Annotated in this window: 11 protein-coding genes; 5 read left to right on the top strand and 6 right to left on the bottom strand. The window is 71.3% G+C overall.

Annotation, left to right across the window (positions count from 1 at the left end):
• Positions 1-142 precede the first annotated feature (142 nt).
• Complete coding sequence (locus tag AQJ84_RS12205) at positions 143-1,588, bottom strand: MFS transporter (RefSeq protein ID WP_053190599.1); 1,446 nt, start codon at positions 1,586-1,588, stop codon at positions 143-145.
• Between the two features lie 98 nt (positions 1,589-1,686).
• Here AQJ84_RS12205 and dusB point away from each other — a divergent pair, with 98 nt between their 5' ends.
• Positions 1,687-2,829 carry a tRNA dihydrouridine synthase DusB gene (gene dusB / locus AQJ84_RS12200; protein WP_030043065.1) on the top strand — a complete coding sequence of 381 codons (1,143 nt, stop codon included), beginning with the start codon at positions 1,687-1,689 and terminating at the stop codon, positions 2,827-2,829.
• A 15-nt stretch (positions 2,830-2,844) separates the two neighbouring features.
• On the opposite strand, the gene AQJ84_RS12195 is transcribed toward dusB, so the two are convergent.
• From AQJ84_RS12195 to AQJ84_RS12185, 3 genes are all read right to left on the bottom strand, one after another.
• Positions 2,845-4,668: an alkaline phosphatase family protein gene (locus AQJ84_RS12195; protein WP_053190567.1), complete on the bottom strand. Its 1,824-nt coding sequence runs from the start codon at positions 4,666-4,668 to the stop codon at positions 2,845-2,847.
• Between the two features lie 163 nt (positions 4,669-4,831).
• Entirely contained in the window at positions 4,832-6,769 is a 1,938-nt protein-coding gene (locus AQJ84_RS12190; protein WP_030043066.1) for an amylo-alpha-1,6-glucosidase, read from the bottom strand.
• Positions 6,766-8,277, bottom strand: coding sequence for an MGH1-like glycoside hydrolase domain-containing protein (locus AQJ84_RS12185; RefSeq protein ID WP_030043067.1), 1,512 nt, complete (start codon positions 8,275-8,277; stop codon positions 6,766-6,768). The genes AQJ84_RS12190 and AQJ84_RS12185 overlap by 4 nt, the downstream gene beginning before the upstream one ends.
• Before the next feature lie 120 nt (positions 8,278-8,397).
• Here AQJ84_RS12185 and AQJ84_RS12180 point away from each other — a divergent pair, with 120 nt between their 5' ends.
• From AQJ84_RS12180 to AQJ84_RS12165, 4 genes are all read left to right on the top strand, one after another.
• A complete protein-coding gene (locus AQJ84_RS12180) occupies positions 8,398-9,600 on the top strand; it encodes an ROK family protein (RefSeq protein WP_053190569.1) in 1,203 nt (400 codons plus the stop codon).
• A gap of 428 nt (positions 9,601-10,028) precedes the next feature.
• Entirely contained in the window at positions 10,029-12,776 is a 2,748-nt protein-coding gene (gene ppdK / locus AQJ84_RS12175) for a pyruvate, phosphate dikinase (protein ID WP_030043070.1), read from the top strand.
• A gap of 223 nt (positions 12,777-12,999) precedes the next feature.
• Positions 13,000-13,440: a glutaredoxin domain-containing protein gene (locus AQJ84_RS12170; RefSeq protein ID WP_030043071.1), complete on the top strand. Its 441-nt coding sequence runs from the start codon at positions 13,000-13,002 to the stop codon at positions 13,438-13,440.
• A gap of 12 nt (positions 13,441-13,452) precedes the next feature.
• A complete protein-coding gene (locus AQJ84_RS12165) occupies positions 13,453-13,809 on the top strand; it encodes a hypothetical protein (RefSeq protein ID WP_030043072.1) in 357 nt (118 codons plus the stop codon).
• 83 nt (positions 13,810-13,892) lie between these two features.
• On the opposite strand, the gene AQJ84_RS12160 is transcribed toward AQJ84_RS12165, so the two are convergent.
• Positions 13,893-14,360: an excalibur calcium-binding domain-containing protein gene (locus tag AQJ84_RS12160; RefSeq protein WP_030043073.1), complete on the bottom strand. Its 468-nt coding sequence runs from the start codon at positions 14,358-14,360 to the stop codon at positions 13,893-13,895.
• Between the two features lie 94 nt (positions 14,361-14,454).
• The gene (locus AQJ84_RS12155) at positions 14,455-15,615 is read right to left on the bottom strand and encodes an alkaline phosphatase PhoX (protein ID WP_030043074.1); all 1,161 of its coding nucleotides are present in this window, start codon (positions 15,613-15,615) and stop codon (positions 14,455-14,457) included.
• Positions 15,616-15,624 lie beyond the last annotated feature (9 nt).

Genomic DNA, 15,624 nt, shown 5'->3' with positions numbered 1-15,624 from the left:
TGTTGACGCAGCAAGGAGTGTGCAGCAAGACCAACATCAACGGGGATCCTTCACAGCGAGTTGGCCAAGCCGTGTTCTGAGCCGGCGGCCTGTCGCGCGGGGGAGTGCCGACCGGCCGCCGCGAGCCCGCGCCCGGCGGGAGCTACGTGTCGGCTCCCGCCGCCTCGCGGACCTCCGGGGACTCCAGGCGCTCGGCCGTTCGCGCGGCGGTGCGTCGGGCCCAGGCGCCGCTGCTCACCGCGCCCACCACCAGCACGGCGAAACCGCACCCGGCGAGGATCCACCAGCCCGGCGCGGCGGCCGAGACGAAGGCGTCCTGGTACGACGACGACCCGACCCCCGCGGCGAGCACCGCGCCGAGCACGGCGACACCCAGTGTCTGCCCGAGCTGCCGGCTCGTGGAGGCGACGGCGGAGGCGACTCCCGCCTGGGCCCGCGGCATCCCCGAGACCGCGGTGTTGGTGATCGGCGCGTTGACGAAGCCGAACCCGACCCCGAACAGCACGTACCCGGCGAACAGCGTGACGTTCGACGTCTCGGCCTCGAACGCGGCGAACAGCACTCCGCTCGCGGTCATCGCCGCACCAGCGATCAGCAACGGGATCCGTGGCCCGAGCGTGCCGACCAGCCGCCCCGACAGCGGCGCGCACAGAAACGTCGGCACGGCCATCGGCAGCATCCACAGTCCCGCGTGCAGGGCGTCGAGGCCACGCACGTTCTGCAGGTACAGCGTCGACAGGAACAGGAACCCGCCCAGCGCGGCGAACGAGCTGATCGCGATGACCGTCGCCCCGCTGAACGGAGCCGACCGGAAGAACCGCAGGTCGATGAGGGGTTCCGCGCGCCGGGGCTCGTACCGGAGCAGTCCCGCCAGCGCCGCGAGGGCCAGCACGGCGAACGGCGCGACCGCGGCGAACCCGGCGCCCGGAGCCTCGATGATCGCGTACGTCAGGGACCCGAACAGCGTGATCACCAGCACCTGGCCGACCGGATCGGGCCGCCGGGGCTTGGGGGCACGGGACTCGGGGACGTACCGCAGGGTGAGCACGAGCGCGGTCAGTCCCACCGGCAGGTTGACCCAGAAGATCGACCGCCAGCCGACCGACTCCACGAGCAGACCGCCGACCAGCGGTCCGGCGGCCATGGAGATGCCGACCACGGCACCCCACGCGCCGATGGCCCGCGCCCGCTCGCGCGGATCCGTGAACGTGTTGGTGATGATCGACATGGCGACCGGGTTGAGCATCGAGCCGCCCACCGCCTGGACCATGCGGAAGGCGACCAGCATGTCCAGGTCGGGGGCCATGGAACACAGGGCGGAGCCGACGGTGAAGACGACCAGGCCCGCCATGAACACCCGCTTGCGGCCGATCCGGTCGGCCGTGGAGCCGGCGAGCATCAGCAGCGAGGCGAGCACCAGGGTGTAGGCGTCGATCGTCCACTGCAGGCCCGACGTGCTCGCGTGCAGCTCCCGCTGCATCGAGGGCAGGGCGACGTTCAGGGCGGTGTTGTCGAGGCTCACGATCAGCAGGCTCATACAGCAGATCGCGAGGACGAGCATGCGTCGGCGATGGCTGAGCTCGGGCATGAGGTTCATCGTAACGCCGATGTCGATAGTGCGTCTAACTAATGACCACTACACGATTCCTGTGCCGAGTACCCCGCGGTGTGCGTGACAATGGGGGAATGTCCACGCCCGCCGCGCCCCTGCAGATCGGCCCGCACACCGTCCAGCCGCCCGTCGTCCTGGCCCCCATGGCCGGGATCACCAACGCGCCCTTCCGCACCCTGTGCCGAGAGTTCAGCGGCGGCAAGGGCCTGTTCGTGAGCGAGATGATCACGACCCGGGCGCTGGTCGAGCGCAACGAGAAGACCATGCAGCTGATCCACTTCGACGCGACCGAGAAGCCGCGCTCGATCCAGCTGTACGGCGTCGACCCCGCGACCGTCGGCAAGGCCGTCCGGATGATCGCGGAGGAGGGCCTCGCCGACCACATCGACCTGAACTTCGGCTGCCCGGTCCCCAAGGTGACCAGGAAGGGCGGCGGGTCCGCGCTCCCGTACAAGCGCAACCTGCTGCGGGCCATCCTGCGGGAGGCCGTCAGCGGCGCCGGTGACCTGCCCGTCACCATGAAGATGCGCAAGGGCATCGACGACGACCACATCACCTACCTCGACGCGGGCCGTATCGCCGTCGAGGAGGGCGTCACCGCGATCGCCCTGCACGGCCGCACCGCCTCCCAGCACTACGGCGGCACCGCCGACTGGGACGCCATCGCCCGGCTGAAGGAGCACGTCCCGGAGATCCCGGTGCTCGGCAACGGCGACATCTGGTCCGCCGAGGACGCGCTGCGGATGGTGCGGGAGACGGGCTGCGACGGGGTCGTCGTGGGCCGTGGCTGCCTGGGTCGGCCGTGGCTGTTCGCGGACCTGGTGGCCGCCTTCGAGGGCCGTACGGAAGCCATCGCGCGTCCCTCGCTCGGCGAGGTCGCCGACGTCATGGTCCGCCACGCCACACTGCTCGGCGAGTGGATCGGCGACGAGGCGCGCGGGGTCATCGACTTCCGCAAGCACGTCGCCTGGTACCTGAAGGGCTTCGCGGTCGGCTCGGAGATGCGCAAGCGGCTCGCGATCACCTCCTCGCTGGCCGAACTCCGTGCCGGCCTGGACGAGTTGGACCTCGACCAGCCCTGGCCGGCCGGCGCCGACGGGCCCCGCGGCCGTACGTCCGGCAACAACCGGGTGGTGCTGCCGGACGGCTGGCTGAAGGACCCCTACGACTGCGCCGGGATCAGCGAGGACGCGGAACTGGACACGTCCGGGGGCTGAACCCGGCAGCGGAGCTCAGTCCTTGGACGGGTGCGGTGTCGAGCCGTACGCCGTCAGGAAGCGGTCCCGGAAGGAACTCATCTTCCACACCGGCGCGTCGGAGGCGGGCCTGATGCCGTCCGACCAGTGCCAGGAGGCGATCTTGTCGAGGACCTCGGGGTCCCTGGCGACGATCGACACCGGCACGTCCCGGCTGGCGCCGGTGCCGCTGACCCGGGCGATGGGCTGGTGGTCGCCGAGGAAGACGAGGACGGTGTCGTCGGTGCCGTAGCGCTCCAGCCACTGGGTGAGGCTGGTGACGGAGTACTGCACGGACTTGCCGTACTCCTGCTTGGAGCGGCCGGAGTCGGTGAGGACCTCCGAGGGGTCGACGCCGGCCTTGGCGATCGGCCCGTAGACCGAGCCGTCGCCGATCTCGTCCCAGCCGACCATCTTCGGGATCGGTGCCCAGGGCTGGTGGCTGGAGGTCAGGATGATCTCCGACATCAGCGGCCGGTCGCGCTTCTTGCCGTGCACCTGCCGCTGGAAGGCCTCCAGCGCGTACTGGTCCGGCATCGTCGACCAGCTGAACTTAGGTCCCCGGTAGCCCAGTTGGAAGGCGTTGTAGATCCTGTCGAGGCCGTAGAAGCGGCCCTCCGGCCAGGCCTTCTGCACCCCGGGCATGATGCCGACGGTGTCCCAGGCGCCGGTCTTCTGGAAGGCCTTGGTGAGGCTGAGGTGGTCGCCGTTCATGACCGTGCGGTAGCGCTGCTGGTTGTCGATCCACAGACCCGACATGGTGGTGGAGTGGCCGAGCCAGCTGCTGCCGCCGTACGTCGCCGAGGTCAGCCAGCCGCTCCTGGCGTGGAAACCGGCCTTCTCCAGGGCCGCGTTGCTCGTGTCCAGGGTGCGGTTCACGCCCGGTGAGATCGCCGGGTCCTCGATCGCGCTGCGGCCGTAGCTCTCGATGAAGGTGAAGATGACGTCCTTGCCGCGCAGGTCGGGCAGCAACTGGCTGCCGGGCGTGGCACCGAAGGTGTCGGCCTTGGCCTCCTTCGCGAACGCCGCCTCGTCCCGCAGGGTGTCCCGCACCCGCTTCGCCTGGGTCTTCAGTGCCCCACCCGCCCGGTCGGAGGCGATCGGCATGCCCTCGACCTGAAGGCCCAGGCCGGCGCAGGTGATCCAGACGGTGCCCGCGATCAGCGTGGCCCGGGTGGAGGCCCGGGTGTCACGGACCAGCAGGTTGCTCAGCCGGACCGTCGACAGCGCCATGACGACGAACACCAGCACGACCAGGACGACCGCGCCGACCGCCGCGCCGACGGCCGTCGCCCTGCCCATCGAGTCCTCGACGTACGCCTGGGCGTCGTCCAGCAGCCCCCAGTCGAGCACCACGTTGAAGCCCCGCCCGAGATACTCGCCGAACCCCATGTCCAGCACGTTCAGCACGGTCAGCGCCCCGAGGACCACCCCGGTCAGCACGGCCACCGCGATCCGCGGGCGGCGCGGCAGCGCGAGCAGGACGGCCGCCAGCACGATCGCCTCTCCCGGCAACCGGGTGAACCGGTTGTACTGGAGGGCACCCACGGCCGGCGGCAGCAGCAGGGCGACGAAGACGAGGAGGGCGGCGACGGCGGTGGTCGTCCAGTAGACCGCCCGGGCGGCGGAGGGGTACCGGGCGCGCCACGAACGCCAGTGGTCCAGCCGGGACCTGAGGGAGGGACGGTCGGCGGGCGCCGGTTCCGACTCGGCCTTCGGGGCGGCCTCGGTCACCACGTCCGCGGTCTGCTCGCTCACCGACGGGTCACCGGCCGGGGCGTCCGTGTCCGGCGGTCGGCGGAAGCGCGTGAAGACAGGCACCCGAAGGTCCTTCCGTACGAAGCCCGGTGTTACGGCGGATCCAGGGGGTGTCGAATCCGCCGTGTTCCCGTACGGTGCGCGTCCGTCCGCTGTTCAGCCGGTTTGCCCAGTGCTCGGCAAACACCGGGCAAACGCCTCGCCAACCGGCCCGCCGCGGGCTTGGTCAGGCCCCGCCGACCGCCGTCAGCAGCGCGAGCGGCGCCGCCGCCGACCGCGCCTCCCGCACACACGCGTGCGGGAACGGCACCGGCGCCGCGTGCGTGTCCCGGCCGTAGCCCGCCAGCACCTCCGGCAGCCGGTGCCCGGTCGCCGTCGCCGCCTCGACCAGACCGTGCGCGACCGTACGGGCCTCGTCGTGCAGGCCGTAGCGGGCCAGGCCCAGCGTGATCAGCGCGTTGTCGTGCGGCCACACCGAACCACGGTGGTACGACAGCGGATGGAACGCCGGCTGCCCGGCGGCCAGGGTGCGCACGCCCCACCCGGAGAAGAAGTCGGGTTCGAGCAGACGCCGGCCGACGACCTCGCCGTACTCCTTGTCGAGCAGTCCCGACCACAGCAGATGCCCGGCGTCCGAGGCCAGCGCGTCCACCTGGCGACCCTCGCCGTCCAGCGCCAGGGCGGGGAAGGAGTGCTCCCCCATCCAGAAGTCGCGCTGGAAGCGGTCCCGCAGATCGGCGGCGGCCTGTTCCAGCAGGGCCGCGTACACCTGGTCGTCCCACGCCGTGCGCGCCAGCCACGCGGTGCGCCGCAGCGCGTCGTACGCGTATCCCTGGGCGCCCGCCGCCGTCACCGGACCGCTCGCCCGGCTGCCGTCGGCCGCGCAGATCGCGCCGGGGGAGTCCTTCCAGTTCTGGTTGGCGAGACCGCCCTGGTCGGCGCGGTAGACCAGGTAGCCGCGCGAGGTCAACCCGCCGTGGTCCAGCATCCAGCCGATCGCCGCCCGGGCGTGGGGCTCCAGGCGGCGGCCCAGCTCCGCGTCCCCGGTGTGCTCGACGTACGCGCCGAGCAGGACGAGGAACAGCGGGGTGGCGTCCACCGAGCCGTAGTACCGGCCGTACGGCACCTGCCCGAAGTGCGCCAGCTCGCCGTGCCGCACCTCGTGCACGATCTTGCCGGGCTGGGCGACGGACTCCGGGACGGTGCCGGTCGCCTGGGCGGCGGCCAGCGCGAGCAGCGTGGCGGCGGCCGGGTCGGTCCGGTAGGGCAGCGTGAACAGCGAGGTCAGCAGGGCGTCCCGGCCCAGCAGGGTCAGGAACCAGGGGGCGCCGGCCGCCGGTACCCGCAGCTCCTCGCCGTCCGGACCGGTCGCCGCCACCTGGAGCGAGGCGAGGTCGGCGAGGCCGCGCGCACAGGCCGCGGCCAGTTCCGGCCAACCCGTCGGGAAGGCCACGCCCTGCACGAACTCGCCCTCCAGGGCGAGGATCCGCTCGTTCAGCGCGGCCGGGGAGCGCGGTACGCGCAGGGTCCGCCGGTCCCCGTGCGGCCGTGCCATCACGCGCAGCACCAGCTCCGCGGTGCCGTGCGGTTCGAGATCCAGGGTCCACACCAGGCGCCGGGCGCCGGTGCCGGTCTCCTCGACGCCGTCGGGGGCCGGCTCGGCCGTCACCGTCGTACAGGACCGCCAGTCCCGGCGCCGGTAGGTGAACTCCACACCGTGGTCGAGGACCTGCCGGGTGCGGGTGGCACCGGTCTTGGCGTAGGTGCGGTGGTCGGCGCGCAGCTCGAACTGGTCCGTGAAGTCGGCGTCCGCGGTGATCGCGAGCCGGATCGTCGTCGGCACCGGACGGTTGCTGGTCACCCGCAGGGACTCGACGAACGAGCCGTCCCCGACGGCCTGTTCCCGGAAGAGTGTGTAGGCGGGCGGTTCCTGGCGCCCGCCGCGCGGCACCAGCACGCAGCGCGCGGTGTCCCCGTCGGCGACCGGCGACAGGAGCTCGGGCACCGCCCCGTCGACGGTGAGCTGCCACCGGCTCAGGTGCCGGGCGTCCCGCACGAACAGCCCGTCCGGTGAGGTGCCGCCCCGTACGCCGCTGATGTCCCCGCTGTCGCCCACGGCGGCGAACGTCCCGCCGTGCACGAGCAGATGATGCCGGTCCGTCATCCCCGGTCCCCTCCCATGAGTCCCGTGACTGTGGTGGCTGTCGTGTCTGTGGTGGCTGTCGTGTTCGTGGTGCCGGTGGTGCCGGTGCCTGGGGTGTCGCGGTGCAGCAGGTCGAGCGTGAGCGCGGCGGTCCAGCCGAAGCCGGTGGCCCCGCAGGCCTCGCCGGTGTACGGGTCGACGTACTCCGCGAAGTCGGACGTGCCGGCGATGTCGAGGACGGCCCGGCGCAGCGCGTCGGCCCGCCGTCGCTCGCCGTGGGCGCGCAGCCCGCGCTCCAGAAGCCAGCTGGTGTTGAACCAGGCCGGGCCGCGCCAGTAGCGGTGCGGGTCGAAGGCCTCGCCGAGCAGGTCGTAGCTCGGGACCAGGCGGGTGGTGGCGCCGAGCCCGAAGTGCGCCCCGCCGAGCGTGCGGACGAGCGCGCCGGTGATGTCCCGCGGCAGGCCGGGCAGCAGCAGCGGAACGAGCCCGGAGACGGAGCGTTCACGGATCAGTCCGCCGCCCCGCACGTCCCGGCAGAAGAACATCCCCTCCGCCGGGTCCCACAGCCGCTCCACCAGCGCCGCCGTCAGCCGCTCGGCCCGCGCGTGCCGGGCCGTGCCCGGGGCGCCCAACTCCCGCGCGATGTCCGCGAGGGCGTGTTCGGAGGCGATGAGCAGGGCGTTGAACGCCGGGTCCTCGACGGCGAACCCGCCGACCCGGCTCCCCCCGCCGCCCCCGTCCGACGCCGGGCGGGCCGCCCCCGGGACCGGCCCGTCGGCGTACCCGCCGTCCCGGTAGTCGGCCGCCAGCCGCACGTACCGCCCGTAGTCCAGATCCGTCGGCCGGTCCTCCGCCGCCCCGTGGTCGAGGTCGGCGCGCCGGAAGGAACGGGCCGGAGCGGGCGTGACGCGGCTCAGCGGGACGTCCCAGCAGGGGCTGTTGTCCATACCCTGTTCCCAGGGGTGCACCACGGACGCCAGCGAACCCCCGCCCAGGTCCCGCCGGTGCAGCAGATACCGGTGCCAGGCCGCCAGCCGCGGATACACCCGGGCGAGGAAGCCACGCGCCCGCGACAGACCCGGGTCGGAGCGGTGCACCAGCCACGCGGCCAGCGCGTGCACCGGTGGCTGCACGATCCCCGAGGTCTGTACGGTGCGCGGGGCGCCCGCGGTCCGCCCGGCGGTCGAGGAGCGCCAGAAGTCGGGGCTGGGGAAGTAGGCGTCGAGCGGCACGGAGGGGTTGAAGACGATGTGCGGGATCCGTCCGTCGCCCCACTGCGCGTTCAACAGCGTCTCCAGCTCCGTCTGCGCCCGTAACGGCGACAGGTGGCGCAGGCCGATCGCGATGAACGCCGAGTCCCAGGACCACTGGTGGGGATACAGGCTGCGCGAGGGCACGGTGGAGGCGCCCGTCCAGTTGTCCTCCAGCACGCGGACGGCTCTGCGGCGCAAGGAACCCGGCACGAGGGCGGGATCGTATGCGACGGGGTGCTGCGTGGCAGGGCCGACGAGTTGGGCGGTGCGATCCACGCGGGGCTCCCCGAAGGACGTGCGGCCGACCTGTTCGGTCGTGGCTACCGTAGAGTTACGTCTATTTAACACGCAAAACCCAATATGTAATGCAGGGTTGGGAAACACAAGGGGGTGCGCATGACCGGACGAGCCCAGGCGAGCGCCGGAGACCTGCTCGAACTCGTACGCAGTGGCCGCGCCACCACCCGCGGCGCCCTGCAACAGGTCACCGGACTGTCCCGCGCCACCGTCGGCCACCGCCTGGAGCGCCTCTTCCGCGCGGGCTGGCTGCGCGAGGGCGCCGGCGGCCCAGTCGACTCACCCCTGGGCGGCCGCCCCTCCATCACGCTCGAGTTCGACGACGCCCACGCCGTCGTCCTCGCCGCCGACCTGGACACCCGGCACGCGCGGGCCGCCGTCCTCTCGCTGACCGGCGAGATCCTCGCCGAGCACTCCGGCGTGCTGGTCGTCGAGGACGGACCCGACGCCGTACTCGGCGAACTCGGCCGCTGGTTCGCCGAGCTCCTGGAGAAGGCGGGCCACCGGGCGGACGAGGTCTGCGGCATCGGACTCGCGGTCCCCGGCCCGGTCGACACCGACACCGGCCGGGTCGTCCAGCCGCCGATCATGCCCGGCTGGGACGGCTACGACATAAGAGGCCGCCTGGCGAGAGCGTTCACCGAGCACACCGGCGCCCCCGCGGTGCCGGTCCTGGTCGACAACGACGCGAACCTCATGGCGTACGGCGAACAGCGCACCGGCCACGCGGACTGCTCGGCCTTCGTGCTGGTGAAGGTGTCGACGGGCATCGGCGCCGGAGTCGTGGTCGACGGCTCGGTCTACCGGGGCGTCGACGGGGGAGCCGGCGACCTCGGCCACATCCGGGTCCCGGCCGGCGCCGACGCGCTGTGCCGGTGCGGTTCCTACGGCTGTCTCGCCGCCGTCGCCAGCGGTGGCGCCGTGGCCCGGCGGCTGGCGGAGGCCGGGGTGCCGGCGGCGTCCGGCTCGGACGTGCGGGACCTGCTGGCGTCCGGGCACCCGGAGGCGGCGGCGCTGGCCCGGGACGCCGGACGGCAGGTCGGGGACGTCCTGGCGACCGTCGTCACCCTTCTGAACCCCGGTGTCCTGATGATCGCGGGGGATCTGGCCGGAACCGCCTTCCTCACGGGTGTACGGGAACTGCTTTACCAACGGGCACTGCCGCGTTCCACCGCTCATCTGCACGTGGTCACCTCGCGGCTCGGTGAGCGGGCGGGGCTGGTCGGGGCCGGGGCGATGGTCGTGGAGCACCTGTACGCGCCGGAGCGGGTGGAGGAGCGGTTGCTGGTGCTGGGCGTGTGACCACCGGGTTTCCGTTGTTTTGCGGGTCCGGACGCAGGACCGCCACGCGTCCGCATGGTGAAATTCCGGCGCCTGTGACAGCGTGATTATCGCCACCCTTGATAAGGGTTGCGCTCAGATGAGCGGTTCTTGATCGACTGCACTTCTCCAAGGAGTGGCACTCAGTGCCACGCCTTGATCGTTCATCGATCGAAAACAGACGCGCCGAGGAGTGCTCAGATGAGCGGATTTCCCGGAGTGTGAGCGCGGATGCGTTCAAGAGGTGAAAGCATGTGCCTGTCTTCGCTTGCCAAGCTTTGACTTTCGATCCGCTGGCGGACGAGTGGTTACAGGCGTATGACGCGCAAGTGGACGTACCCAGACGCCTTCGATCTGGGTATGTTCCTGCCCGTCAGGGCAGCCACCGCGTCCTCGAGGAGTCGAGACCCGTGTCGGAAAACAAAGATCCCCACGTAGCCGATCAGGCAGCGAGCGTTGAGGGCGTGAAGTTCGTCTACGACTTCACCGAGGGCAACAAGGACCTCAAGGACCTCCTCGGTGGCAAGGGCGCCAACCTCGCCGAGATGACCAACCTGGGCCTTCCGGTGCCTCCGGGCTTCACGATCACCACCGAGGCCTGCAAGGTCTACCTCGACAGCGGTGACGAGCCCCCGGCACTGCGTGACGAGGTGAGTGCGCACCTCGACGCGCTGGAGCAGCGCATGGGCAAGAAGCTCGGCCAGGCCGACGACCCGCTGCTGGTCTCGGTCCGCTCGGGCGCCAAGTTCTCCATGCCCGGCATGATGGACACGGTCCTCAACATCGGCCTCTCCGACAAGTCCGTCCAGGGCCTGGCCAAGCAGGCCGGCGACGACCGCTTCGCGTGGGACTCCTACCGCCGCCTCATCCAGATGTTCGGCAAGACGGTCCTCGGCGTCGACGGCGACCTCTTCGAGGAGGCGCTCGAGGCGGCCAAGACGGCCAAGAAGGTCGCGGTCGACACCGAGCTGGAGGCCGCCGACCTCAAGAAGCTCGTCACCAAGTTCAAGAAGATCGTCAAGACCGAGGCCGGCCGCGACTTCCCGCAGGACCCGCGCGAGCAGATGGACCTCGCCATCCACGCCGTCTTCGACTCCTGGAACACCGACCGGGCCAAGCTCTACCGCCGCCAGGAGCGCATCCCGGGCGACCTCGGCACGGCCGTCAACGTCTGCTCGATGGTCTTCGGCAACCTGGGCCCCGACTCCGGCACGGGCGTCGCGTTCACCCGTGACCCCGCCTCCGGCCACCAGGGCGTGTACGGCGACTACCTGCAGAACGCGCAGGGCGAGGACGTGGTGGCGGGCATCCGCAACACCGTCCCGCTCGCCGAGCTGGAGGCGATCGACAAGAAGTCGTACGACCAGCTGATGCAGATCATGGAGACGCTGGAGAACCACTACAAGGATCTCTGCGACATCGAGTTCACCATCGAACGCGGTCAGCTGTGGATGCTCCAGACCCGGGTCGGCAAGCGCACCGCGGGCGCGGCCTTCCGCATCGCCACCCAGCTCGTCGACCAGGGCCTGATCGACGAGGCCGAGGCGCTCCAGCGCGTGACCGGCGCCCAGCTCGCCCAGCTGATGTTCCCGCGCTTCGACGAGGACGCGAAGGTGGAGAAGGTCGGCCGGGGCATCGCGGCCTCGCCGGGCGCGGCGGTCGGCAAGGCGGTCTTCGACTCGTACACCGCGGTGAAGTGGTCGCGTTCGGGCGAGAAGGTCATCCTGGTCCGCCGCGAGACCAACCCCGACGACCTCGACGGCATGATCGCGGCGGAGGGCATCCTGACCTCCCGCGGCGGCAAGACCTCCCACGCGGCCGTGGTCGCGCGCGGCATGGGCAAGACCTGTGTCTGTGGCGCGGAGGAGCTGGAGGTCGACACCAAGCGCCGCAGGATGACGGTCCCGGGCGGGCACGTGGTGGAGGAAGGCGACCTGATCTCGATCGACGGGTCCTCCGGCAAGGTCTACCTGGGCGAGGTCCCGGTCGTCCCGTCTCCCGTCGTCGAGTACTTCGAGGGCCGGATGCACGCGGGCGCCAACGACGCCGACGAACTGGTCGAGGCGGTCCACCGGATCATGGCCTTCGCGGACAGGAAGCGCCGGCTGCGTGTCCGGGCCAACGCCGACAACGCCGAGGACGCGCTGCGCGCCCGTCGCTTCGGCGCCCAGGGCATCGGCCTGTGCCGTACGGAGCACATGTTCCTCGGTGACCGCCGCGAGCTGGTCGAGCGCCTGATCCTGGCCGACACGGAGGCGGAGCGCGAGGAGTCGCTCAAGGCCCTTCTCCCGCTCCAGAAGAAGGACTTCGTGGAGCTGTTCTCCGCGATGGACGGCCTTCCGGTGACGGTCCGTCTCCTGGACCCGCCGCTGCACGAGTTCCTGCCGGACATCACCGAGCTGTCCGTCCGTGTCGCCCTCGCGGAGTCCCGCCAGGAGCCGCACGAGAACGAACTGCGCCTGCTCCAGGCCGTCCACCGCCTGCACGAGCAGAACCCGATGCTGGGCCTGCGCGGCGTCCGCCTGGGCCTGGTCATCCCCGGCCTGTTCACGATGCAGGTACGGGCGATCGCCGAGGCCGCGGCCGAGCGCAAGGCGGCGAAGGGCGACCCGCGCGCGGAGATCATGATCCCGCTGGTGGGCACGGTCCAGGAGCTGGAGATCGTCCGCGAGGAGGCCGACCAGGTGGTGGCCGAGGTCGAGGCGGCGACGGGGACGGAACTGAAGCTGGCCATCGGCACGATGATCGAGCTGCCGCGCGCCGCGCTGACCGCCGGTCAGATCGCCGAGGCCGCGGAGTTCTTCTCCTTCGGCACGAACGACCTGACCCAGACGGTGTGGGGCTTCAGCCGCGACGACGTGGAGGCGAGCTTCTTCACCGCGTACCTGGAGAAGGGCATCTTCGGCGTCAGCCCGTTCGAGACGATCGACAAGGACGGCGTCGGCTCCCTGGTGAAGCTGGCAGCGGAGGCCGGCCGCGCGACCCGCCCCGACCTCAAGCTCGGCGTCTGCGGCGAGCACGGCGGCGACCCCGAGTCCGTCCACTTCTTCCACGAGGTCGGCCTGGACTACGTCTCCTGCTCCCCGTTCCGCATCCCGGTCGCCCGACTGGAAGCGGGCCGGGCGGCGTCCCAGTCGGCCGGCAGCGACCACCGCTAGGCCCTGGCCCCGCGGAAGGGGCCTCGTCCGCCGAGGCCCCACCCCGAACCCCGGAACCGCCGCTTGTCCCCGACCGACCCTCACCGATGGGCGGCGGTTCCGGATCACGAAGAGAGGGCGGCACCCTGTGCGGGGGTGCCGCCCTCTTCGGCGTGTGCAATAAAGCCCTCGCGACTCAACCCCCGTCAGATCGGCCCTGCCGGCGTCGATAGCCTGCGTCATCATGATGCGCGCCTGGATCTTGCCGATGCTGCTTGTGCTCTGCGGCTCGGTCGTCTCGACTGGGCTGATCCTCAGCGGGAGCCCGGGCGCAGCCGCGACACTCCTGCTGGTGTTCGTGGTGCTCGCAGGCGTGAACTCGCCTCTGATCTTCCCGAGATCGATTGGCGCGTCGGAGGCGCGACGCCGCAGCGCGGTCGACGGCCGGCCGGTCGTCTTTTGGCGGCCGGGCTGCAAGTACTGTCTGCGACTGCGCATCCGGTTGGGCCGTAGCGCCCGTCGGCTGCATTGGGTCGACATCTGGAGCGACCCGGCCGGAGCGGCAGCGGTGAGGGCGGCCAACGACGGCTGTGAGACGGTGCCGACCGTCGTCGTGGCGGGTCGGCCACACGTCAACCCCGATCCTGATTGGGTGCGCACACAGCTCTCCTCCTCTGAAGGATGAGAGCCTCCGGGCATGAGCTACGACCTCGCTGTCTGGGAAGGCGCGCGACCAGCCGACGACAGGACCGCCGGCAGAGTCTTCACCGACCTCTACGACCGTTATCTCGACGGCGGGCCCGAGGAGCCTGCGTCTGAGCGTGTCGAGGCCTACGTCGCCGCGCTACTCGAGCGGTGGTGCGATGTCACCGAGGACGAGGAGGGGACCGCGCCCTGGTCGGCCGGGCCGTTGATCAACGGTGCCAGCGGTCCGCTCGTCTACTTCGGGATGAGCTGGGGTATGGCCGAGGAGGCGTCGGCCTACGCGGCGGGCTTGGCGGATTCGATGGGGCTGGTCTGTTTCGATGTGCAGCAGGACCGGCTCAGGCCCTGAGCGGGTCTGGCGCTCCCGTGGTCGGTGCGGGACGACGGCTGTGGGCGGGCGTCTGTGGCGCCCGGCAGGGCTGGTCCGGGGACTCAGGTGTCGCAGGCGACGCCGTCGTTGTCGCGGTCCAGGTGGGAGGCGTAGCCGGGCTCGCCGCGGTGGATCGGGGCCGCGCCGGCGGCTCGGACCGCGGTGCAGTTCTCGTAGTAGACGTCCGCGTCGGAGGAGTCCTCTTCGGCGGCGGCAGCCGGTTGTGCCGTGACGGTTCTGGTGACCTTGACCTTGACGGTCTTCGTGGCGGTGACGGTGCCGGCCGGCTCGGGCTCGGCCGTCTCCGTGGCGGTGGCGGTGGCGGTTGCCGTCACGGTGACCGTCGGCTGCGGCTCGGCGGCGGTCGGCTTCGCGGCGGCGGTCGTGTCGCTGTCGGTGCCTATGCCCACGCCGATGAGGAGGGCCAGGGCGAGGGCGGGCAGCACGTACCGCTTCCGGGCCCACTTCGGGGCGGGACCGGAAGCGGTCGGCGGCACGGGCGGCGTGGCGTTGGTGTACGGGTTGGTCATGTCGTCCCCCTGGGGTGTTACGCGAGGGGATGACCGTATTGCCGCGCCTACGGTTGTGGAGGTGAAGTGTTCATTCCGTGACCAATGTGCGATGTCACGACCGGAACGGCCCCCGCACCTCATACGTGATCCCGCCCGATGAGCTCCCGCTCGTCCCCCGCTGGCTCGAGAAGTACAGGCGGGTGCCGTCGGGGGAGAAGGCCGGGCCCGTGATCTCCGAGGACGACTGGTTGTTGATGCGCAGGAACGGGGCGATCACGTCGTCCGGGGTGATGACGCAGATCTCCATATTGCCGCCGTCCTCCGCGACGAAGAGGTCTCCGGAGGGGGTGCCGGTGATGTTGTCGACTCCGGTGAGAGGGGCGGTGCCGGAGGTGACGAGGGAGTCGTCGTAGGCCAGTTCGTAGGTGTTGGTGGTGAGGTCGAGCTGCCAGACGCGGTTGTCGCCCTTCGTGGTGAACCAGACCCTGTCGTCGGCGTAGTGGCAGCCCTCGCCGCCGTTGAAGGACTTCGCACCGGCGACCTGGGTGCGGGTGGTGGTGGGGGAGCCGTCCGGGTCGGGGACGTTCGCCCAGGTGAAGGAGCCTGACGTGGCCGTGCCGGCGACCAGGACCTGGAGGGTGCCCGAGGACAGGTCGCCCCAGGTCGTCGGTACGAAGCGGTACAGGCGGCCGTCGCTCTCGTCCTCGGTCAGGTAGATCACCCCGCGTACCGGGTCCGCGGCCGCGGCCTCGTGCTTGAAGCGGCCCATCGCGTCGCGGCGGACGGCCGCCTGGACGCCCCACGGATCCGTCTCGTACACGTAGCCCAGGGAGACCTCCTCACAGGACAGCCAGGTGTTCCACGGGGTTTTGCCGCCCGCGCAGTTCTGCCGGGTGCCGGACAGGACGCGGTACGCCGAGGTGATCGCGCCCGTCGACGAGAACCGCACCGCGCTCGCGCCGCCCGACGGGTTGATCTCCGAGTTGGAGACGTAGATCCAGCCCGTGCCGTCGGCGTAACAGGCCCCGCCGTCGGGGGCGTTGTGCCAGGTGTACGAGGTCCCGCCGACCGTCTGGCCGGAACGGGCGATCACCCGGCTGGTGAAGCCGCTCGGCAGTCTGACGCCGTTGGCGTCGGCGGAGCCGAGGGCGCCGTAGGGGCCCGTTCCGGGCTGGGCGGGGGCCGCGTAGGCGGCGCCGCGCCACAGGGTTCCGCCGAAGGCGGCGCAGGAGCCGCCGATCGCGGCCGCACGCAGGAAGGTACGACGTTCCACGCTTGCTCC

The organism is Streptomyces resistomycificus (genome assembly GCF_001514265.1).
GTDB classification, from domain to species: domain Bacteria; phylum Actinomycetota; class Actinomycetes; order Streptomycetales; family Streptomycetaceae; genus Streptomyces; species Streptomyces resistomycificus.
This window is presented reverse-complemented; position numbering and strand designations above follow the sequence as displayed.